Consider the following 22,327-nt stretch of genomic DNA (forward strand, 5'->3'; position numbering starts at 1 on the left):
CCTGCTTTGTTATTCAGGTCACTAACAACAACGACTGATGACATAACGATAAGGGATACCAAGATGAATCAGAGCAAACGCACCCTGATCAAGGCAATGGGTCTGACCCTGGCCATGGCAACCGTTGGCGGCGCTGCCGGTCTGGCACAGGCTGAAGAAAAACGTTCCTACATCATGGCAACTGCATCCACCGGTGGCACCTTCTACCCGGTTGGTGTTGCGATCGCGACACTGGCGAAGGTGAAGCTGGAGCCTACCATCGGCATGTCCGTTTCTGCCATCAACTCTGCCGGCTCCGGTGAAAACATCAAGCTGATGCGTGAAGACCAGGTTCAGTTCTCGATCCTGCAGGGGCTTTACGGTGCCTGGGCCTGGAACGGTGAGGGTGAGTTGAAAGAGTCCGGCAAGCAGGAGTACCTGCGCTCTGTCACCATGCTGTGGCAGAACGTGGAGCAGTTCGTGGTTCGCACACCCTATGCGAAAACCGGCACCATCATGGACCTGAAGGGCTTTGAGGGTGAGAAGTTCTCCATCGGGCCGAAAAACTCAGGCACTGAAGGCTCCGGCCGTACCATTCTGGGCAATTTGGGTATCGACCCGGACAGCTTCAGCCTGGCGTACATGGGTTATGGCCCGTCGGCTGATGCGATGCAGAACGGCACCATTGACGGCATGAACATTCCGTCGGGCGTTCCGACCTCAGCCATCACCCGAGCCTATGCCGCCATGGGTGGTGATATCACCACGCTGGATTTCACCGACGAGCAGATGAAGCAGGCCAACGGTCGCTATGACCTCTGGACCCGTTATGTCATTCCGGCCAACACCTATCCGGGCCAGACCAAAGAGATCAACACCATTGCCCAGCCCAACTTCCTGGCAGTGAATGCGGACGTGTCTGAAGAAGACGTTTATCAGCTGACCAAAACCATCTATGAAAACCTGACCTTCCTCAACGGTATTCATGCCGCTACCAAGGCGATGGCACTGGAAAAAGCGATCGCTGGCATGCCGGTACCGCTGCACCCGGGTGCTGTGCGTTACTACCGTGAAGCGGGCCTCGCAATCCCGGATCACCTGATCGCCGAGTAAGCCAGGCTTGCTCACCAGTCTGTCGATTGCACCCCCGTCAGAGGGCGGGGTGTGCAGTTGTGGTGAATACCGAATAACAGAGGACCGAGTCGATGACCTCAACGCAGCTGAATGATCAGCAGACCGCCGAGCGCCTCAAAAGCCTTGAGCTGACCAAGCGTGACGCAAACTCCCTCAGTGGGCGCTTCATTTACTGGGGCGGGGCACTGTTTGCGCTGGCCCACATCTATTTCAACACCTTGGGAACGCTGTCAGAGCTGTGGGTGGCGGCGATCCACTTTGCCGGTTTTGCATTGATCTGTGCATTGATGGTGCCGATGAGCCACAAGGCTGGCGACTCGAAGCTGATGCTGGGATTGGACCTGCTGATCGGTCTGGCGGCGGTGGGGACAACTGCTTATCTGATGCTGTTTGAAGATGCGCTCTATGCGCGTGGTGTCAACTTTATCACCACGGATTGGATCGTATCGATTATCGCCATTGCGATTGCACTGGAGTTGACACGCCGGACGACCGGCTGGTTCATTCCCTGTCTGATTTTGTTTTCCCTGACCTATGTGTTTTGGTGGGGGCAGTATGTACCGGGCATGTTCAACTTTCCGGGCCTGAACCTGGAAACCGTGCTGTACCGGAGTTTCTTCTCGTCCGAGGGGATGTTTGGTTCCATCGCCATGATCTCCTGGACCTATGTGTTCATGTTTATTCTGTTCGGTGCCTTTTTGGTGAAATCCGGTGCCGGTGACTTCATCATCGACCTGTCACGCGCCGTGGCCGGCAAGATGGTAGGTGGTCCTGGTCTGGTGGCCGTGTTTGGCTCGGGCCTGATGGGCTCGGTGTCCGGTTCATCCGTTGCCAATACGGTATCCACCGGTGTCATCACCATTCCGTTGATGCAGAAGGCCGGTTTTCCGCCGCGTTTTGCCGCCGGTGTTGAGGCAGCGGCCTCTACCGGTGGTCAGTTGATGCCACCGGTGATGGGGGCAGGGGCGTTCATCATGGCGTCTTACACCCAGATCCCCTATGTCACCATCATTGGGATAGCGGCATTGCCGGCGTTGCTGTATTTCCTGTCGGTCGGCTTCTACGTGCGGGTCGAGGCCAAGCGCAGCCATGCCCATGCGATTGAGATGGATGCACGCCCGGTGGGTGAGGTGTTCAAGGAAGGCTGGCACTGCCTGTTGCCGCTGGTGGTACTGGTTACCCTGCTGGTAAAAGGTTTTACACCTACCTATGCAGCCGGTATTTCCATTCTGTCCGTGGTAGTGGCGTCCTGGCTGTCGCCGCGCAAGATGGGACCGCGAGCGATTGTCGATGCGCTGGCGCAGGGCTCAAAAAACATGGCCACCACCGCCATGCTGCTGGTTGCGGTCGGACTGGTGGTGAATGTGGTCTCCATGACCGGCATCGGCAATACCTTCTCATTGATGGTGACCGACTGGGCCGGTGGCAGCCTGCTCATCACGCTGGTGCTGGTGGCGCTGGCATCACTGGTATTGGGGATGGGCCTGCCGGTCACGGCCGCTTACATCGTGCTGGCGACCCTGTCGGCGCCGGCACTGTATGGCCTGATGGCCGAGCGGGAACTGTTGCAGCTGATGGTCAGTGGCAATTTGCCGGAAGCGGCGCGTACCATTTTCATGCTGGTGGACCCTGCCAGTCTTTCCGCATTGGCCGCGCCTATGAGCGAGGCGCAGGCGATGGGCCTGCTGGAACAGGTGCCGGCAGACTTCAAGGGGCAACTGCTGGAGCAGGCGATGGCACCCGAAAGGCTGGCCATGATCCTGCTGGCGGCCCATATGATCATTTTTTGGCTGTCGCAGGACTCCAATGTGACCCCTCCGGTCTGTCTGACAGCCTTTGCGGCGGCGGCAATTGCCCGTACACCGCCCATGGCGACCGGTTTCACCGCCTGGAAAATCTCCAAAGGGCTGTATGTGGTACCTCTGTTGTTTGCCTATACCCCGTTTATTGGCGGCAGCTGGGTTGAAGTACTGACCATTTTTGCCTTTGGTATTCTCGGCATGTATGCCTTTGTCGGATTCATGGAAGGCTATCTGGAAGGGCGGCTCAATCTGGTGTTGCGTCTGTGCAGCGGTGTCTGCGCTATCGGTCTACTCTGGCCTCATGGCCAGCTGGCCTATGACTTGGTGGCTGCCGTGGCGTTTGTAGGCTTGTTTCTGTTCAGTCGTCGCTATGGGGAAAAACCGGCTACCGGTGCCGCTACAGAGGCGAGTGCGAACCATGCATGACTTTATTCTGATTGGTGGCGGAATTCTCGGGCTGGCAACCGCACTCGAGTTGCAACAGCGCTTTCCAGGCAAACGGGTACTGGTGCTGGAGAAAGAGTCAGGCCCGGCGCAGCACCAGACTGGCCACAACTCCGGCGTGATTCACGCCGGGGTGTACTATAAGCCCGGCAGCCTCAAGGCTCGCTTTTGCAAGGCAGGTAATGTCGCTACCAAGGCATTTTGCCGTGAACACGGCATTCCGTTCGATGAGTGTGGCAAGTTGCTGGTAGCGACCAATGCGCAGGAACTGGAGCGGATGCAGGCATTGATCGGCCGCTGTGCCGAAAATCAGCTTCCGATAGAAGTGCTCGATGCCGACCAGCTTAAGTCGCGTGAACCCAACATTACCGGAGTGGGGGCCATATTCGTGCCTTCTACCGGCATTGTCAGTTATAGCCGTATCTGCGAAAAGATGGTGGAGCTGGTAGAGAAAGCCGGTGGAGAGGTACGTTTCAACACCGAGGTGAAACGGATCGAAGAGCGCGAAGCCGATCTGCAGGTTGAAACTGAAACCGAACTGCTCAGTGCTGGCCACCTGATCGCGTGCGCGGGGCTCTGGTCGGATCGTATTGTAAAAATGCTGGGACAAACGCCCGATTTTCGTATCGTACCGTTTCGGGGCGAGTACTTTCTGTTGCCACCGGAGCATGACCGCATTGTGAACCATCTCATCTATCCCATTCCTGATCCCGAGTTGCCGTTTTTGGGTGTACATTTGACCCGTATGATCGATGGTACGGTCACCGTTGGGCCTAATGCGGTGCTTGCTTTTAAGCGCGAGGGTTATCGCAAACGGGATATCAGCCTGTCTGAATTGGCGGGTATGCTGAGCTGGCCCGGGCTGTTGAAAATGCTGGCTCGTAACCTGGGGCCCGGGCTTAACGAAATGAAAAACAGCCTGTGCCGCAGCGGTTATCTGCAGCTGGTGCGCAAGTACTGCCCACAGTTGAAACTGACGGATCTCAAGCCCTATCCTGCAGGGGTGCGGGCGCAGGCTGTGGCACGGGATGGCTCCCTGGTAGATGATTTTCTGTTTGTGAAAACCGATCGCGCACTGGTGGTGTGCAATGCACCTTCCCCAGCAGCAACCTCTGCCATTCCCATTGCGGCACATATCGTTGATCAGTTAAGCGCTAAATTGAATGAGTTGTGAAGCCTGCAGAGTCTTTGCAGAAGGGACTGGCGTCCGCGGCTGATTGCGGATAACCTCGGTGTCACAGCCATGCACACATGGCTGGCGTCGCTCGGACGGTTCCGGGCGCTGACGTTTATCGAGGCTTATATGACTGACAAGACCGGCGTGCAATCCGTACGCCATTTTTCCCGTATTGATCGTCTTCCCCCCTATGTGTTCAACATCACGGCTGAATTAAAGATGGCCGCTCGTCGACGTGGCGAGGATATCATCGACTTCAGTATGGGGAACCCTGATGGGGCCACACCTCCCCATATTGTTGAAAAACTCTGTGCCGTTGCCCAGCGTGATGATACCCATGGCTACTCGACATCACGGGGTATCCCGCGTTTGCGCAGAGCCATAGCCAACTGGTATCAGACGCGTTATCAGGTCGATATTGACCCTGAAGATGAAGCGATTGTCACTATCGGCTCCAAAGAGGGTCTGGCTCATTTGATGCTCGCAACCCTGGATCACGGCGATACCGTGTTGGTGCCCAATCCAAGCTACCCAATTCATATCTATGGTGCCGTAATTGCCGGGGCTCAGGTCCGCTCGGTTCCATTGGTGCCGGGGGTAGACTTTTTTGTCGAGCTTGAGCGGGCCATCCGCGAGTCGATCCCGAAACCCAAAATGATCATTCTGGGCTTTCCCTCCAACCCCACCGCACAATGTGTTGAGCTGGATTTCTTTGAGCGTGTTGTCGCGCTGGCGAAGCAGTATGACATTATCGTGGTGCACGATCTGGCCTATGCCGATATTGTCTATGATGGCTGGACCGCGCCTTCGATCATGCAGGTACCCGGTGCGCGAGATGTGGCCGTTGAGTTTTTTACGCTTTCCAAGAGCTACAACATGGCCGGGTGGCGTATCGGGTTCATGGTGGGTAACAAAGAGTTGGTACATGCGCTGGCACGTATCAAAAGCTACCACGACTATGGCACCTTCACTCCCTTGCAAGTGGCGGCCATCGCGGCACTTGAGGGCGATCAGCAATGTGTGCGCGATATCGCCGAGCAATATCGGCAGCGCCGAAACGTGTTGGTGAAAGGCCTGCATGAAGCGGGCTGGATGGTGGATAACCCCAAGGCGTCCATGTATGTCTGGGCCAAAATTCCGGATCACTATCGTGAGTTGGGATCGCTGGAATTTTCCAAAAAGCTGCTGTCCGATGCCAAGGTGTGTGTATCGCCGGGCATAGGTTTTGGTGACTACGGTGACGACTACGTGCGCTTTGCCCTGATTGAAAACAGGGATCGTATTCGACAGGCCGTCAGGGGAATCAAGGCCATGTTCCGTCAGGATGGGGTGTCGGGTAAGGATGAGACACCTTGACGTCAAGGTGACATATTCGGGCTCTTGAGGATTATGAGCCAGTGAACGAAGTCAGCCGCGGTATATTCAGCGATGCTAATACCTGATTATTATCAACGGCTGACCCGTATCTTGCTTGCGACAGCTTTAAACGCTTGTTGTCTGACCGTTAATTGGTTAGTTTGGATGGCCAAACGGATGGCAGTAGTTGGAGCGAGCCTTTAGATGGCGCTGTTTAAGACCATATCCGCAACCTCATTTATACGGCACGGATCGTGCTTGTTACACATATGTTCAAGGATTGAACACACTCCTCGCACCAGACGAAACTCGTTCGGGTCCTGCTGTTTTGGTACGGCTCATGATTGATATGTGGCAGCATCGTCTGTCGCTGCGTCAACTGAGCCGCCTGTTGATGGCTGTGGTCCTGTCCATGGTACTGGTGATGACAGGGCTTGCCTCCGTCGTTGCCAAGGGCCCCGAGTTTGAACGGGTATTCCGTGAGTCTGGTGTCATGATGCTGCTTATTGACCCTGACACAGGTAACATCGTTGAAGCCAATGACGCCGCAGCCGAGTTCTATGGTTATCCGATTGAACAGCTGCAGCAGATGACTATCCAGCAGATCAATACGTTCACTGCCGAACAGGTGGCAGAAGAACGGACTCTGGCGCAGGCCGAGGGTCGCAATTATTTTCTTTTCCGTCACCGCCTTGCCAGTGGCGAAATTCGAACCGTAGAGGTTCACTCCCGCCCTTACCGTTTCAACGAGCAGAACCTGCTGTTCTCCATCATCAATGATATTACCCCGGGCCGGCATGAAGCCCAGGATCTGTGGCACTACCAGGAGCGCCTGGAAGCGATGGTGGACGCTCAGGTAAATGAACTGAAGCGCAATCGCAAGCTGCAGATCTGGCTGCTGACGGGTGCCCTGTTGATACAGGCGGTGGTCATTACCGCCCTGGCTCTGAATATCCAGCGGCGACGTCAGTTGGAGCGGGAGCGACGCAGAACGACAGCGGCACTTGAGCTGAGCAGTGAGCGCCTCAGAGAGGCTCAACGCATTGCCAGGGTGGGCAGTTGGGAATTGAATCACATCAATCAGCGTTTCACCTGTTCTGATGAGATGTACCGGCTGTTGGACCTTGATCCCTCTGAGAGTGATTCCAGCTATCGCAAGGCGCTGTCGCGGCTGCACCCTGAAGACAGGCAGCGGATCCGGGCTGTGTACAGTGAGGCGCTTAGAAGTAGGAAAACCTACGAGATCAAGCACCGGCTGTTACTGCCGGGTGATATCGTGAAACATGTCAGTGTATGTGCTGAAACCCTGTACACCCCCGAGGGTGAACCCTTGCAGACGCTGGGGACAGTGCAGGACATTACTGAGCAGCAGCTCACTCAGCAGGCGTTGACAGCATTGGCAACCACCTTTGCGCCGCTTGCCGGTGACGCTTTTTATGAAGCGGTCTGCCGGCACCTGGTTGACGCTCTCGGGCTTGAGTATGCCTTTGTTGCGCGGTTTGAAAAAGACTGTGAGCGGGCCCAAGTACTGGCGGGCTGGTCTGATGAAGGCATTATCCATCGTTTCAGCTATGACCTGCACGGTAGCCCTTGTTCTGATGTGTTGAAACAGCACCAACTTGTTTGTGCCTCTGATATTCAGACGAAATACCCTGAAGATTACATGCTCACGGATATGGATGCACAAGCCTATATTGGCAGCGCGTTGCTTGATAAACAGCAGCAAGCGGTTGGGCTGATGGTTGTTATGAGTCGCAAGCCGTTGCTGCAGCCACAGATTGCAACCAACCTGATTCAGCTCTTTGTAGACAGGGTCAGTGCCGAGATGCAGCGCAATGAGGCGGAGCAGCTGATTGCACAGGCGGACCGCTATCGTCAGGTTGTGTTGAAGTTCTCCAGCCGATTCATCAACCTGCCACTGAATCAGATTGAATCCGCTCTTGATGATGCCCTGTGTGAGATTGGCAGCTTCTTTGATGCCGATCGTTGCTATCTGTTCGAGTATGATTTTGAGCGAAAAATCGCCTCGATGACGCTTGAGTGGTGCGCCGAGGGTGTGAAGCCAGGAGCACACAAGCTGCAGCAGCTCCCGATGAGTGAATTCCCCAACTGGATTGCTCTGCATGGAAGAGGCGAGCCGGTTGTCATAGCGGACCTGGAACAGGTTCCCGACCCTTTTATTGTCGAAATACTGAAATCACACGGTACCAAAAGCATGATCGGTCAGCCGTTGATGGTCAGGGGCCACTGCACTGGGTTTATCGGTATATCCTCGATGCGTCACCGAGACAAGTTTGGCAGCGAAACCGTAGCCCTGCTGAAACTGTTTGCAGAGTTGCTGGTGAGCCTGAGGCGCAGAGAGCTTCATGAAAGCCAGCTGCGCTTGTCTGCAAGCGTATTTGATAATGCCAATGAAGGCATCATGATTACCAACCCTGACGGCAACATTGTCAGCGTCAACAACGCCTTTACCCGCACAACGGGCTATGATGCCGACGAGGTGTTGGGGCGTACCCCCGCCTTCCTTAACTCTGACCTTCAGGGTAAGCACTTCCATGCCCGCATGTGGCAGGCTTTGCAGCGTGATGGCCATTGGAGTGGTGAGGTCTGGAACCGACACAAGGAAGGTGAGCTTTATGCCGTGCTGCAGAAAGTAAATGCTTTTTATGACGAGGCCGGTCGTCTGCAGGGGTATGTGGCGCTGCTCTCCGATATCACAACCCTGAAGCTGCAGCAAAAACAGCTTGAGCAGATTGCCCATTTCGACCCGCTGACCGGCTTGCCTAATCGTACGCTGCTGGCGGATCGTCTGCAGCAAGCCATGGCACAGGCCAATCGTCATGGCACCAGTATCGCGGTGCTGTTTATTGACCTGGATGGGTTCAAGGCAGTGAATGACACTCATAGTCATGCGGTGGGTGACCAGCTTCTGGTACAGGTAGCACGGCGCATGAAGCGGGTGATGCGTGATGAGGATACTCTGGCCCGCCTGGGCGGGGATGAATTTGTTGCCGTATTGCAGAACCTTGAGCATCCGGATGCGAGCACTCCGGTACTCGAGAGGCTTTTGCAGGCTGCCGCCGAGCCGGTCCAGTTGGATGAGCTTGAGCTGGCCGTTTCCGCCAGTATTGGCGTGGTTTTCTACCCGCAGCAGGAATCGCTGGATGCCGACCAGTTGCAGCGTCAGGCGGATCAGGCGATGTATCAGGCCAAGCAGGCGGGCAAGAATCGTTACCATCTGTTTGATGTAGAGCGTGATCGCGCAGTACGTGATCAGCATGAAAGTCTGGAGCGCATACGGGATGCCCTGTACAGCGAAGAGTTCAGGTTGTTCTACCAGCCCAAGGTCAACATGCGGACCGGTGAAGTAATTGGATGTGAAGCACTGATTCGCTGGCAGCATCCTGAACGCGGCTTGTTGCCACCGGCAGCCTTCCTTCCCGTGATTGAGAACCACCCCATGGCAATCGAGTTGGGCCACTGGGTGTTGTGTACGGCTCTGGATCAGCAGGTCAGCTGGAAACAGGCTGGCATGCGATTGCAGGTGAGTATCAATATTGACGCCATCCATTTGCAGCATGCCAGTTTTGTTGAGCGCCTGGACAAAGAACTGCAGCAGCGACCAACGATTCAGCCCGGAGATCTGGAGCTGGAAATTCTGGAAACCACGGCACTGGATGACGTGGTGCAGATATCGGATATCATTACTGCCTGCCAGCGCCTGGGTGTGGGCTTTGCTCTGGATGACTTCGGTACCGGCTACTCGTCGCTGACCTACCTTAAGCGTTTGCCGGCTGAGCTGCTCAAGATCGACCGCAGTTTTGTGCGTGACATGCTTGATGATCCGGATGACCTGGCAATCCTGGATGGTGTCATCCGCTTGGCTCAGGCCTTCCGACGTTCTGTTATTGCCGAAGGGGTCGAAACTCAGGCCCATTGCCAGGCGTTGCTGGAGCTGGGCTGTGAGCTGGGTCAGGGGTATGCCATCGCCAGACCGATGCCGGAAGATGAACTGCCGACCTGGCTGCTGAAGTGGTCAGAGCAGTGGCAAACTGAAGCTGAAACTGAATCTGCGCAGTGATTGCCGCCGCGTTATAGCCAGCGGCGGCGTGCAAGCACATAATACAAAAGCGGCACGACGATGATGGTCAGCAACGTCGACATGGCAAGACCAAACACCAGCGAGATCGCCAGTCCGTTAAAAATCGGGTCGCCAAGAATGAACCAGGCGCCCACCATCGCTGAAATGGCTGTTAGTGCGATGGGCTTGATTCTGACAGCTCCCGCCATCACTACGGCGTCTTCCAGTCCCATCCCTTCATCCTGTAACTGACGAATAAATACCACCAGCAGTATGGAGTTGCGCACAATGATGCCGGCCAGCGCGATCATGCCGATCATGCTGGTTGCGGTAAACTCTCGACCCAGCAGGGCGTGGCCAGGCAGAATCCCAATCAGCGTCAGCGGAATGGGTGCCATGATGACAAGTGGCATCAGGTAGGAACGGAACTGGGCCACCAGCAGCACAAAGATCATGAACACGCCGACACTGTAGGCCAGTCCCATGTCTCTGAACGTCTCATAGGTGATCTGCCACTCGCCGTCCCATTTCAGTGTGCCAAGCTCCGGCAGGTCGGGCTGGCGAATAAAGAACTGTTCCGGCGCATCCTCCTGCTGATTCAGTGCATTCACCATGCGGAACATGCCATAGAGTGGAGAGTCGATCTCACCGGCCATGTCCGCCGTGACATAGGTTACCGGCAGCAGGTCCTTGTGATAGCGCGCTGCGTCCCAGTCTGACTCAACAATCTGTGCGAAGCTGGCCAGTGGTATCAACAGACCTTCACGGTTGCGCAGTTGCAGCGAAAGCAGTGCCGACGGCTGTGCTTTGTCGCCTTCATGCAGAATGACCCGAATTGGGACCGGATATTTGGCGTGTTCGTCATGCAGGTAACTCAGGTTGTTGCCGCCAAGTGCTGTCTGCAATGCTTGCACTACCTGTGCCTGAGAAACTCCCAGCCGGGCGGCGCGAGCGCGATCAACCACCAGCTGCCACTGTTTCGCCGGAGCTTCCAGTGTTGAATCGATATCGACCAGTCCCTCGATCTGCTGCATCTGCGCCATCAACTGGAGCGACAGCTCCGCACGTCTGGTTGCATCAGCGGCGTATACCTCGGCCACCAGAGGTGACATGACAGGCGGGCCGGGCGGGACCTCGACAATTTTTACCGAAGCGCCAAAAGGCTCGGCGATGGCCTGCAGGGGGTGACGAAGCGATTGAGCAATGTTATGTGATGGGCGCTCGCGCTGACTCTCAGTAACCAAATTGACCTGCAGATCTCCCTGCCAGGGATCGCTGCGCAGATAATACTGGCGTACGAGCCCATTGAAGTTGATCGGCGCCGAGATGCCGGCATAGCTTTGCCAGTTTGCAACTTCAGGTACCGTCTCAAGGTGTTGCCCCAGTGACAGCAGCAGGCGTTGGGTTTCTTCCATAGGAGCGGTTTCCGGCATATCGACAACGACCTGCAGCTCCGACTTGTTGTCAAACGGCAGCATCTTCAGAATCACCAGCTGAAACACCGGCAGGGCGACGGCCAGTATGGTCAGGCCGATCACCACCATTGCCAGCAGTGCCCGGCGGCCCCGATGAGCCCCTAGAAACGGAGTCAGCAGTCGGCTGAAAAGCCGGAGTGTAGTCGGGTTGACACCATCACCCGAGCTGCCGGTTTCATTGGCCTGCGCGCCCCGGCGATGGTGCAGCAGACGCAGGGCCAGCCAGGGGGCAACCACAAAGGCAACAACCTGTGAAATCACCATGCCGGCTGATGCATTAATCGGGATAGGGCTCATGTATGGTCCCATCAGACCGCTGACAAAAGCCATGGGGAGCAGGGCCGCCATAATGGTCAGACTGGCCATTATCGTCGGCGCCCCCACCTCGTCTACAGCAACCGGAATGATATCCTTCACCGGATGCAGGGAGTTCTGTATGCGCCGGTTGATGTTTTCGGTGATGACGATGCCGTCATCCACCAGTATCCCGATTGAAAAGATCAGTGCAAACAGAGAGACCCGGTTCAATGTAAAACCCCAGGCCCATGAAAACACCAACGTCAGCAGCAGGGTTACCAGTACAGCAGCACCAACGATAGTGGCCTGGCGCCAGCCCATGGCGGCCAGCACCAACAACATTACGCAAAGAGTGGCTGAGATCAGGTCTGTAATCAGCTTGCGTGCCTTGACCGAGGCGGTCTCGCCATAGTTGCGTGTGATCACCACCTCAATGTCATCAGGCAGTGCGCGGTTTTTTAGCAGCTGTAGCCTTGCTTCAATGGCTTCGGTGATGTTAATCGCGTTTTCACCGGGCTGCTTGGCAATGGCCAGTGTTACAGCGGGATAGACCTGCCCGACAGTGCCGGACTTTGCCGCGCTTTTGCCCGGACCGAAGCCCAGCATGACGCTGCGATCGGGTACCGTACTGCCCCTGCTGATTTTGGCGACATCACGCAGGAAGACGGCGGCTCCCTGATGCATGCCGATCACCAGGCTGCGGATGCTTTCGACATCTTCCAGCAGCAGGCCTGCCTGCACCGGAATGGAGAGGTTGTCACGGGTAATTCTGACGGGCTGTGAGCTGCTGTTGGCGGCCTGCAGTGCAAGCGCGATATCATCCAGTCCAAGGCCATAGCCGGCCAACAGGGCAGGATCGAAGTGCACGTCAACCCGATCAGGCACACCGCCAACGGTGTAGATATCTCGCGTACCGGGTATCCGCTTCAGTGCCACCTCCAGCATGTGCGCCAGGCGGGTCAGCTCTTCGCCACCGTATCGCTGCTGCGGGTTGTACAGGGTCAGCGTCATGATCGGTACGTCGTCGATACTTCTGGGCTTGACCAGAGGCGGGCTGGCGCCAAGGTCGGCAGGCAGCCAGTCCTGATTGGAATACACCTGATTATAGAGTCGAACCAGTGCCTCCTGACGGCTGACGCCGACCTTGAACTGCACAGTGATCACGGCCTGCCCCTGACGTGATACCGAATAGACATGTTTGACGCCTTCGATCTCGCTCATCACCTGTTCGGCGGGCGTGGAAATCAGGTTCTCGACCTCTGCGGCACTGGCTCCGGGCAGGGCGACCAGAATATCGGCCAGTGTCACGTCGATCTGGGGTTCTTCTTCCTTGGGAGTGAACACCAGTACCAGAATACCGAGCAGTATGGCCAGCAGGGCCAGCAAAGGTGTCAGGCGCGAGTTCTGAAACACGCGGGCAATTGCACCCGAAGGGCCGACAGGAGGCAGTGAAGTGCTCAAGGCCGATACTCCTCGCCCATATTCAATGCAGGCTGTCCGCTGAGTTGCAACGGATTGGCCACTAAGCGCTCTCCCTCACTCAGGCCCGCGAGAATCTCGACCAGGCCACCGTTACGAACACCGGTGCGTATTTGACGCAAGCGAGGATTATCACTGCCATCGAGCACAAACACAGCCCTCAGCTCGCTGCGATGCAGCAGGCTGGTGACTGGAATCCAGAGCGCTTCACGAGTGGCAACCGGGAGGCTGACCTTGACCAGCATGCCCGGAAACAGACGTGCATCGGGTTCCTCCAGTGTCATGCGCAGGCGGAAGCTGTGGCTTGTCGGGTCCGCATAGGGGTAGAAAGTCATTTTGCCGGTAGACAGCATATCGCCATCGGGCAGGGTCACGCGGGCCATTCGTTGCTCGCGGGCAATACCGGCATATTGTTGTGGCAGGTCTACCGCTACACGCAGCTGTTCCAGTGAAAGTCCGCTAAGAAGAGGCTGACCAGGATTGACGCTTTCACCCAGTTCTACATGGCGCTCCGTCAAAATACCCCCATAGGGAGCGGTAACACGGGTATAGTCCAGTTGCTTGCGGGCTTCGGCAACTGCTGCCTGAGCACCAGCCAGACGTGCTTCGCTGGCGCTGAGCTGGTTGCGAGCCTGATCCAGTGCCTGGTCCGCGATCAGACGTCGTTCATGCAGCGAGCGGCTGCGACTGAACTGTTGGCGCGCATCGGCAAGGCTCGCTTCGGCTTCAGTGAGAGCAGCCTGGGCCTGCTGCAGCCGCGCCTGCTGCTCGTTGTCTTCGAGCTGTACGATCAAGGCTCCGGCGGGTACTGAATCGTCCACGTCATAGGGCAGAGCGATGACGCGACCACTGGTTTGAGCCGAAACCGTGCTCTGTTGCACCGCTTCAATAACACCATCGAGCTGAACTTTTTCCTCCAGGGCTCGTCGCTCGACTAAGACGGTCTCAATCGATTCGGCTGCGGTGACATGGCTTGCGAGGCCCAACAGCAGAACAGTAAGCAGGCGTTGCAGCGATGCAGGTAACATGAGAAAGCCCCTTTGATTATATTAGATAAATCTAAATACAAAGTGGCAGATCGTCAATGGACGGGTTTCGGTCCTGCTTGCAGGAGCTGTTCACATTCAGTCAGTGGCAGGGGGCGAGCAAACAGATAGCCCTGATAGTGCTGGCAGCCATAGGCTTCAAGGATGGTGCGCTGTTGCTCGGTTTCGACTCCTTCTGCGATAACGTCCAGGGACAGGGCGTGGCCCATGGCGATGATGGTCTTGATGATCATGGCATCGTCGTTGTCCGTATCTATATCACGCACAAAAGACTGATCGATTTTAATCTGGTCCAGTGGCAATCGCTTCAGGTACTGAAGTGATGAGTATCCCGTGCCGAAGTCATCCATCGAGAACTTAACTCCATGCTCTCGGAGCTGAGCCATCTTGCTGATGGTTTCCTCAACGTAGTCGAGAACGGTGGATTCGGTCAGTTCAATCTTGAGCTTGCCGGGCGGTACTGTACTTTGTGCCAATGTGGACTCAACCTCGTCTACAAAGTCGGGCTGTCGGAACTGGCGTGCGCTGACATTAACCGCGAGTTGCAGGTGAGCGGTGAGCGGGTTGCCTTGCCAGCGACAAAGCTGTTCGCAGGCGGTTTTCAGAACCCAGTTGCCAATCGGTACAATCAGGCCGGTTTCTTCTGCCAGAGGAATAAACTGTGCAGGAGAGACCAGTCCCTTTTCCGAGTGACGCCAGCGCAGTAGCGCTTCTGCACCGATTGGCTGGCTGCGATGATCGAACTGCAGCTGGTAAAAGAGTTCCAGTTCGTTGCGGTCGATCGCCTGGCGCAACTCGGTTTCAAGTTCGGCACGCTGGCTGATTTCGGCCTGAATCTGTGGGTCGTAAAAGCTGACGGTGTTGCGACCGGCAGCCTTGGCTTGATACTTGGCCAGCTCCGCCTGCCCAAGCAGCGCCTCACTCTCAAACTGGCGCTCGGTAAACAGCGCAATGCCGATGCTGACGCTGAGGAAATGATTGAAGTCCTCGATTGAGTACTCGCCCTCGAGGCCGCAGCGCAACTCCTGTGCGATCTGCTCCGCCTCCCTTGCCGCCAGCGAGCGATTGCTTTGTGGCAGTTCGACCAGAACGGCAAATTCATCACCGCCGACACGCGCCAGCAGGTCGCCTTCTCGCAGCAGGGTGCGAATCTTCCGTGCCAGCTCAAACAGAAAGTTGTCACATGCCTGGTGGCCGCGGATGTCGTTCAGGAGCTTGAAACGGTCCAGATCGATCCATAACAGAGCGTAGTAGTTCTTCATCCGCTCGCTGCTGGTCAAGTGTATCAACTGTTCCTGCAGCATGCGGCGGTTGGGCAGTTCAGTCAGTGCATCGTAAAAGATAAGACGATGATTGGCCTCTTCGGCCTGGATGCGCCTCACCAGATCATCACGAAAGCCCAGAAGCACGCCCGCAATGCGACCGAATTCGCCTTTGGACTTGCGCTGAAGGCGCTCAATGGCGGGGAGTTTCAGGTTGGCACTCTGGTTGTACGCCAGCTGGCTCAGAGCGTCGGCGATGTCCCGTACTCGGCTGCTGATCATGCGGGCCACCACAATCACGATCAGGGTAATTACCAGTGCCGCCAGCAAGCTCATGACCAGAATGCGCAGGAATGTCTGGTCGTAACGGGTTTGGCTTTCCTGCTCTCGCTGCAGGGCACGTTCCGTCAGCAGTACCGAGATTCGGCCGGTAAACTGGGAAAAGTCATTGTAGCTGTGCTGGGCTGTCGCAAAGAAGCGATTGGCGGTATCAGGATCAACGGCGGCAATCTCAGTGGCCATGATCATCATGTTGCGATAGGCCTCGAACTCTTCTGCCAGCCGAGTGACCGAATTGTGGTTGACCTCCTTGAGCAGGCTGGACTGTCGGAGGGTTTCAACCCGGGTGTTGATTTCGGCCAATTCATCCACGAAATCCCGGTGAGCGTAATACACTTCGACTTCCGTCAGTTCACCGTTGCGAGCCCCGTCCAGGGCCTTGATGACACGGCTGTGGAGGTGGGCGATATCACGATTAAAGCTAGCTTCCTGGTGGATGGTGGCAAGGTCCAGTGCCAGAGCTGCACTGCTGTCCTGTTGTTGCTGGCGCAGACTGTTCAGGGAGAGGTAGCCCAGCAGTATCCCCAAGAACAGTACCAGCAGGGCGGGCAGCAGGAACATCATCAGAATGGTTTTGCCCGCGCGCATGAGTTTCAGTCCGCCGTTTTCAGCAGGTGGGCCCAGTGGCCGGGTTCGATGCTGGCAACATAATCAAAGCCACTGCCATCGGCATGGGGGCGAATAATGACCAGGGTGCCTTCGACCGGGAAGTACTCCATTACTTCAACCATGTTCGGGCCGTGGGCAACCAGAATGCGGTTGCTGCCGGGCTCAACTGGTGTACTCAGAAGCTCAAGTGTGCGTGCAATAATCGGCTGTTTTTCACTGCTGGTCAGTGCCGCTACATACATCAGGTTAGGGTCTACACGATAACCGTCATCACCAAAGATGATGGCCGCTGTCTGGCAGGCTCGGCACATAGGGCTGCTGTACACCTCGCTGAAGGGGATATCGGCCAGATGAAACTGGTGGGCGACATCGCGCATGATGTCGCGACCAGCATCGGACAGCGGGCGCTGCGTGCTGCAGTCGTCAAGGTCAACCGGTACCTGATCAGGCTGGCTGGTGTCGGTGGGGCCGTGACGAATAAACAGGACATACCCACCCTCACGAATGGCCTGCAGCTGGGCCGGAGTGGCGGGGGAGGGAGTGAAAGGTTCGGCTTGTGACAGTGTGGCCAGTGCCACAAGTACAAGACCCAGCAGCCAGTGAACCTGCTGTTTCATGAAAGATCCCTCTCGACAGACATGTTTGTATTATCGGACAGTACAACAAAACCCATGTATTTAAAATGGCTTCTACACTGGTATCAATATGATACAACGGGACAGTGAAGAACAAAGTGGAGGACTTTGCTGATGTCACTGCCTGAATTGCTGCGGCAAGTGCGTGCCTGTCGTATCTGTGTTGACCAGCTGCCGCTTGGTCCCAGGCCGGTGGTGCAGGCTGACAGCAGGGCACGCTTGCTGATTGTCGGGCAGGCGCCTGGGGTGAAGGTGCATGAGACCGGTATCCCGTTCAACGATGCCAGTGGTGATCGCCTGCGAGAGTGGCTTGGCCTGAGCCGTGACCAGTTCTACGATCCATCCAGGGTGGCGATTGTGCCCATGGGTTTTTGCTATCCCGGGCGCGGCAAGTCAGGTGACAACCCTCCTCGACCTGAGTGCGCCCCGGCCTGGCGAGCACAGTTGCTGGCGGAACTGCCTGACATTGAGTTGACCCTGTTGGTGGGGCGCTATGCTCAGGAGTGGCATTTGGGCAAGGGTATGAACCTCACTGAGCGGGTCAGTCGTTGGCAGGAGTTCGGACCAGACTACATACCCTTACCCCACCCAAGCCCGCGTAATAATCTGTGGCTGCGGCGCAACCCCTGGTTCGAGCAGGAATTATTGCCTCAATTGCAGCAAAAGATAACCTTAATTGTGCCGGATTGAGCCACTTTGACGATCAGGCTTTGAGTCTTATCCGCCAAGCGCCTAAAATTGCCGACCTGAATTCAAGGGAGCCACATTTTGTCACTACCGCCATTTGTACCCGGACAGCGCTGGATCAGTAACAGTGAAGCAGAGCTTGGTCTGGGCATCGTCGTCGAATATGCCAACCGCCGTGTCGAGATCCGTTTTCCGGCTGCAGAAGAAACTCGTACCTATGCCGCCGATAACGCCCCTCTCAGTCGTGTTGCCTATGAACCCGGAGACCGGGTCTGCAATATGCTGGGAGATGCGATGGAGGTGGTTGAGCGGATGGAGCATAACCAGTGCTTCATCTACCGTGGCGTTGATGAGGCGGGCGAAGAAGTCATTTTGCCTGAACTGGAGCTTGACAGTGCCGTTCATTTCAGCCGACCACAGGAGCGGCTGTTTGCCGGTCAGATTGACCGCAATGGCCTGTTCAAGCTGCGCGTCGCAATACTTGAGCAACAGCATCGGCTTCGAGCTTCGGCTGCACACGGTTTGTTGGGTGCTCGTGTACAGCTGCTGCCGCATCAGTTCTATATTGCCAGTGAGCTGAGTCAGCGCCTGGCGCCGAGAGCGTTGTTGGCGGATGAAGTGGGGCTTGGCAAGACCATTGAAGCCGGACTTGTAATCCATCAGCGTCTGATCAGTGGGCGCGCCAGCCGTGTGTTGGTTGTAGTACCAGACTCACTGGTACACCAGTGGTTGGTAGAGATGCTGCGCCGCTTCAACCTGATGTTCACGCTGCTGGATGAGGCGCGCTGCGTTGATATTGAACTGAGCGGTCAGGCCAACCCGTTTGAGTCCAGCCAGCTGGTGATCTGCTCGCTGTCGCTTTTGACACGCTCGGATGCGCGCCAGCTGCAGGCCCAGGCGGCCGGCTGGGACTTGCTGGTGGTTGACGAGGCTCACCATCTGGGCTGGAGCCAGGAAGCGCCAAGCCATGCCTATCGTTCCATCGAAGCACTGGCAGAGAAGACGCCAGGAGTTCTGCTGTTGACGGCGACGCCTGAGCAGCTGGGGCCTGAAGGCCACTTTGCCCGTCTGCGCCTGCTTGATCCGGCCCGTTATCCTGATTTGCAGCAGTTTCTTGATGAGGAACACCGTTACCTGCAGCTGAACAGTCTGATCGAACCCTTGCTGGGTGATGACGGGGCCAGTGTCCTGCGGGCTGATGTGCACCTGCGTCAGGCTCTGGCTGAGCGCCTTGGCAACGCGGCGGTAGAGGATTGGTTGCAGCTGCCCGAAGCTCAGCAGTCACAGGCGCTGGATGGACTGATCCGTCAGTTGATTGATCGTCAGGGCACGGGGCGGGTTCTGTTTCGTAACACCCGCGATACTGTCAGTGGTTTTCCTCAACGCCAGTTGCAGGTGCATTCACTGGAAATGCCACCCGAGCTGGCCCTGTTTGATGAGGAGGTGGCTCCCGAGGCCTGGCTGCATCCGGAAAAAATCATCGGTAATGACTGGCTCGAAGTGGACTCGCGGGTTGAATGGCTGGTCGAGTGGCTGAGCCTGAATCGCAACCGCAAGGTATTGGTGATATGTGCTCATGCCGCTACGGCTGTAGCGCTGGAAGATCACCTCAATCTGCGTGAAGGTGTGCGTTCTGCCGTATTCCATGAAGGCATGAGTCTGGTCAATCGAGACCGTGCAGCGGCCTATTTTGCCGAAGAGGAATTGGGTGCTCAGGTGTTGGTCTGCTCTGAAATTGGCAGTGAAGGCCGCAATTTCCAGTTTGCCCAACATCTGGTGCTGTTTGATCTGCCACTGACGCCTGACCTGCTGGAGCAGCGCATCGGGCGTCTGGACCGTATTGGTCAGTGTGATGATATTCAGATCCATGTGCCTGTCTATACCGGTGGTACCAGTGAGGTGCTGCTGCGCTGGTATGACGAAGGACTCAACGCCTTTAGCCGTGTCTGTGCCGTGGGTGATGCACTTTACCGCCGCTTTGCTCCTCGACTGCTGCGGTGCCTGCAGCAGCCAGAAGATGCTGAGGCATTGCAGGCGCTGTTGGATGATACCCGACACGAACGTGAGTCAATGGAGCTCGACCTGTCGAACGGTCGTGACCGGCTGCTCGAGTTAAGCAGTTGTCGGCCGGAGCAGGCCCAGCAGCTGCTGGATGAAGTGGCTGCGGCAGAAAACAGTCGTGAGCTGCAGGCGTTTGCGGAAAAACTGTTTGACCGTTTTGGCGTTGATACTCAACCGCACGGGCCAGACGGGCTGGTGTTGCACCCTGGTGATCACATGCTGTGTCAGCTGCCGGGCCTGCCCGAGGAGGGACTGACCCTCACGTTCAGTCGTGAGCGTGCGCTGGCAAGGGAAGATATCCAGTTCATGAGCTGGGAGCATCCTCTGCTGACCGGCACCATGGAGCTGATCGGTCGTGGTGAGTTGGGCAACAGCGCGGTGTGCACCCTTAAACTGCCGCCGCTGCAGGCGGGCACTTTACTGCTGGAACTTGTATATGAGCTGAGCTGTCCGGCACCACGCCAGCTGCAGCTGGAACGTTATCTGCCCAGTGGCAGCGTGCGTCTGCTGCTGGATCAGGAAGGGCGTGATCTGGCAGGCATGATCGGACATCAGCCATTGAATCAGCTGCTGGAAACAGTGACCCGCAATACCGGTCAGAAAATGGTCCGCCTGGCGCGGGAACAGATCAGTGCCCAGTTGAAACAGGCCGACCCACTGGTAGCAAATGCGCTGGTGAAGCTGCGTGGCGAAGCGCTGGAACAGCTGAAACAGCAACGCAGTGCTGAATATCAGCGGCTGGCAGCCTTGGCAGAGGTCAATCCTATGGTGCGTCCTGAAGAGCTTGCCGCATTGCAGTCAGATACCGAGCAGATGGCTGCCGCGCTGGAAAGTGCCGAGCTAAGGCTGGATGCCATAAGGCTGATTCTTGTGCGTGAATAATCTTCATCAGCGGGATGGGCCCTAAGCTGTTATGTCACACACAGATGTCGTAGTATGGTGTCATATTCTTTAAGTAAAGGAGGGTATCCATGGATATCGCTTCAATGAGCACCGCCATGAGTAACATGCAGACTCAGGCGAGCCATGCCACCAAGATCAACTCGATGGTGAAGGACCAGATTGAGGCAACCGGGCAGCAGGCTCTGCAATTGATACAGAGTGCAGCACCCGTGCCTACAGTCGATCCGACCAGTTCAGTTGGACAGAATATCGATATTCGTGTCTGATTGCTGAATTGCCTCGCATCCAGCAATCAAGGCGCCCATGGGCGCCTTGATTGTTTCAGGGGGTAATGATACACGTCTTCAAAGTGCCTTGTGCGGGCCAAAGCACTCATAATGAATGCGGCTGTCATCCACCCCCAAGGCTTTCAGCTGGCCGGCAATATACTGCATGAAGCCAAGCGGACCACAGAAATAGAACTGCATGCGAGGGTCACTGATCGTGTCTTTCACGGCGTTCAAATCCAGCAGGCCTTCATGATCAAAGCGTGATTCGGCCTTGTCTGCCGCGTCTGGAATCCGATACCAGACCTGGCTGTTGAAATGCTCATGCTGCTTGCACAGCTGACTGACATGTTCTGCAAACGCGTGATGACTACCGTTTTCGACCGCATGGAACCAGTTCACACTGGCTCTCTGCTCGGTCAGGCTCTCCAGCATGGCCAGCATTGGTGTCAGGCCAACACCAGCTGAGATCAGAGTCACTGGAGTGTCTGCCTGTGCCTGCAGGTAGAAGTCTCCGGCAGGCGGCACCAGCTCCACGCGGTCACCTGTTTGCATATGATCATGCAAGTAGTTGGACACCTTGCCTTCCGGCTCACGCTTGACCGAGATACGGTAGCGGTCATTGGCCGGTGCTCCTGACAGGCTGTACTGGCGGATTTCCTGATACTCAAACCCTTCAGGCTTCAGGTAGATGCCCAGATACTGGCCGGGCTTGAATGGCATCACGGCGCCACCATCGGCAGGCTTGAATACGAAGCTGGTGATAACATCACTTTCACGGCTCTTTTCGACCAGCTCAAACATGCGCTTTCCACGCCAACCGCCGGTCTGTTGTTCACTTTCCTGATAGATGGCTTCTTCGCGGTCTATAAAAATACTGGCCAGAATTCCATAGGCTTCAGCCCAGGCATCAATCACGGCCTGGCCGGGGGAGAGCAGCTCATCGATGGTCGCCAGCAGGTGAGTCCCCACAATATCGTACTGTGCGGCCGTGATCTGGAAACTGGTATGTTTCTGCGCAATCTTCTCAACGGCCGGCAGCAGCGCTTCGAGGTTGTCGATGTTGGCGGCATAGGCGTGAACTGCATTGAACAGTGCTTCACGCTGGCGGCCTGACTGCTGATGCGTAAGATTGAAAATGTCTTTCAACTCAGGGTTATGGCTGAACATGCGCTCATAGAAGTGAGCGGTCATGGCGGGACCTGCTTCGGCAATCACGGGTGCAGTGGATTTAACGATCTCGATGGTATTTTGGCTGAGCATGATGCTTCCTTATAAATGTATAAATTTAACAT

13 protein-coding genes are annotated in these 22,327 nt (G+C 56.3%); 8 read left to right on the forward strand and 5 right to left on the reverse strand.

Going from position 1 to position 22,327, the window contains the following annotated elements; all coding sequences use genetic code 11:
• Positions 1 to 63: 63 nt before the first annotated feature.
• The 5 genes from BLV48_RS11530 (at position 64) to BLV48_RS11550 (ending at position 9,973) form a co-directional block, all read left to right on the forward strand.
• Positions 64 to 1,092, forward strand: a complete 1,029-nt coding sequence (locus BLV48_RS11530) for a TAXI family TRAP transporter solute-binding subunit (RefSeq protein WP_091826940.1) — start codon at positions 64 to 66, stop codon at positions 1,090 to 1,092.
• Positions 1,093 to 1,184: 92 nt separating this feature from the next.
• The gene (locus tag BLV48_RS11535) at positions 1,185 to 3,341 is read left to right on the forward strand and encodes a TRAP transporter permease (RefSeq protein ID WP_091826941.1); all 2,157 of its coding nucleotides are present in this window, start codon (positions 1,185 to 1,187) and stop codon (positions 3,339 to 3,341) included.
• The gene (gene lhgO, locus BLV48_RS11540) at positions 3,334 to 4,533 is read left to right on the forward strand and encodes an L-2-hydroxyglutarate oxidase (protein ID WP_091826942.1); all 1,200 of its coding nucleotides are present in this window, start codon (positions 3,334 to 3,336) and stop codon (positions 4,531 to 4,533) included. Before BLV48_RS11535 ends, lhgO begins: the two co-directional genes overlap by 8 nt.
• A 129-nt stretch (positions 4,534 to 4,662) precedes the next feature.
• Positions 4,663 to 5,892 carry an alanine transaminase gene (gene alaC / locus BLV48_RS11545; RefSeq protein ID WP_091827032.1) on the forward strand — a complete coding sequence of 410 codons (1,230 nt, stop codon included), beginning with the start codon at positions 4,663 to 4,665 and terminating at the stop codon, positions 5,890 to 5,892.
• Positions 5,893 to 6,232: 340 nt separating this feature from the next.
• On the forward strand, positions 6,233 to 9,973 hold the full coding sequence (locus BLV48_RS11550; protein ID WP_091826943.1) for a GGDEF and EAL domain-containing protein: 3,741 nt from the start codon (positions 6,233 to 6,235) through the stop codon (positions 9,971 to 9,973).
• An 11-nt stretch (positions 9,974 to 9,984) separates the two neighbouring features.
• Here BLV48_RS11550 and BLV48_RS11555 read toward each other — a convergent pair whose 3' ends face one another.
• From BLV48_RS11555 to BLV48_RS11570, 4 genes are read right to left on the reverse strand one after another with little or no spacing between them, the layout of a single operon-like run.
• The gene (locus BLV48_RS11555; RefSeq protein WP_091826944.1) at positions 9,985 to 13,206 is read right to left on the reverse strand and encodes an efflux RND transporter permease subunit; all 3,222 of its coding nucleotides are present in this window, start codon (positions 13,204 to 13,206) and stop codon (positions 9,985 to 9,987) included.
• Positions 13,203 to 14,252, reverse strand: coding sequence for an efflux RND transporter periplasmic adaptor subunit (locus BLV48_RS11560; protein WP_091826945.1), 1,050 nt, complete (start codon positions 14,250 to 14,252; stop codon positions 13,203 to 13,205). Before BLV48_RS11560 ends, BLV48_RS11555 begins: the two co-directional genes overlap by 4 nt.
• A 53-nt stretch (positions 14,253 to 14,305) precedes the next feature.
• Complete coding sequence (locus tag BLV48_RS11565) at positions 14,306 to 16,459, reverse strand: putative bifunctional diguanylate cyclase/phosphodiesterase (RefSeq protein ID WP_091826946.1); 2,154 nt, start codon at positions 16,457 to 16,459, stop codon at positions 14,306 to 14,308.
• A gap of 5 nt (positions 16,460 to 16,464) precedes the next feature.
• Positions 16,465 to 17,097, reverse strand: a complete 633-nt coding sequence (locus tag BLV48_RS11570) for a histidine phosphatase family protein (RefSeq protein ID WP_091826947.1) — start codon at positions 17,095 to 17,097, stop codon at positions 16,465 to 16,467.
• Positions 17,098 to 17,229: 132 nt separating this feature from the next.
• Between BLV48_RS11570 and BLV48_RS11575 the strand changes: the two genes are divergently transcribed.
• The 3 genes from BLV48_RS11575 to BLV48_RS11585 all read left to right on the forward strand — a co-directional run bounded on the left by BLV48_RS11575 (position 17,230) and on the right by BLV48_RS11585 (position 21,032).
• Positions 17,230 to 17,805, forward strand: coding sequence for a uracil-DNA glycosylase family protein (locus BLV48_RS11575; RefSeq protein ID WP_091826948.1), 576 nt, complete (start codon positions 17,230 to 17,232; stop codon positions 17,803 to 17,805).
• Positions 17,806 to 17,883: 78 nt separating this feature from the next.
• Complete coding sequence (gene rapA / locus BLV48_RS11580) at positions 17,884 to 20,745, forward strand: RNA polymerase-associated protein RapA (RefSeq protein WP_091826949.1); 2,862 nt, start codon at positions 17,884 to 17,886, stop codon at positions 20,743 to 20,745.
• 89 nt (positions 20,746 to 20,834) lie between these two features.
• Positions 20,835 to 21,032, forward strand: coding sequence for a putative motility protein (locus tag BLV48_RS11585; RefSeq protein ID WP_091826950.1), 198 nt, complete (start codon positions 20,835 to 20,837; stop codon positions 21,030 to 21,032).
• A gap of 78 nt (positions 21,033 to 21,110) precedes the next feature.
• Here BLV48_RS11585 and hmpA read toward each other — a convergent pair whose 3' ends face one another.
• Positions 21,111 to 22,295, reverse strand: a complete 1,185-nt coding sequence (hmpA, locus tag BLV48_RS11590) for an NO-inducible flavohemoprotein (protein WP_091826951.1) — start codon at positions 22,293 to 22,295, stop codon at positions 21,111 to 21,113.
• Positions 22,296 to 22,327 lie beyond the last annotated feature (32 nt).

It is taken from the genome of Marinobacterium iners DSM 11526, assembly GCF_900107855.1.
In the GTDB taxonomy this organism is placed as follows: Bacteria; Pseudomonadota; Gammaproteobacteria; order Pseudomonadales; family Balneatricaceae; genus Marinobacterium; species Marinobacterium iners.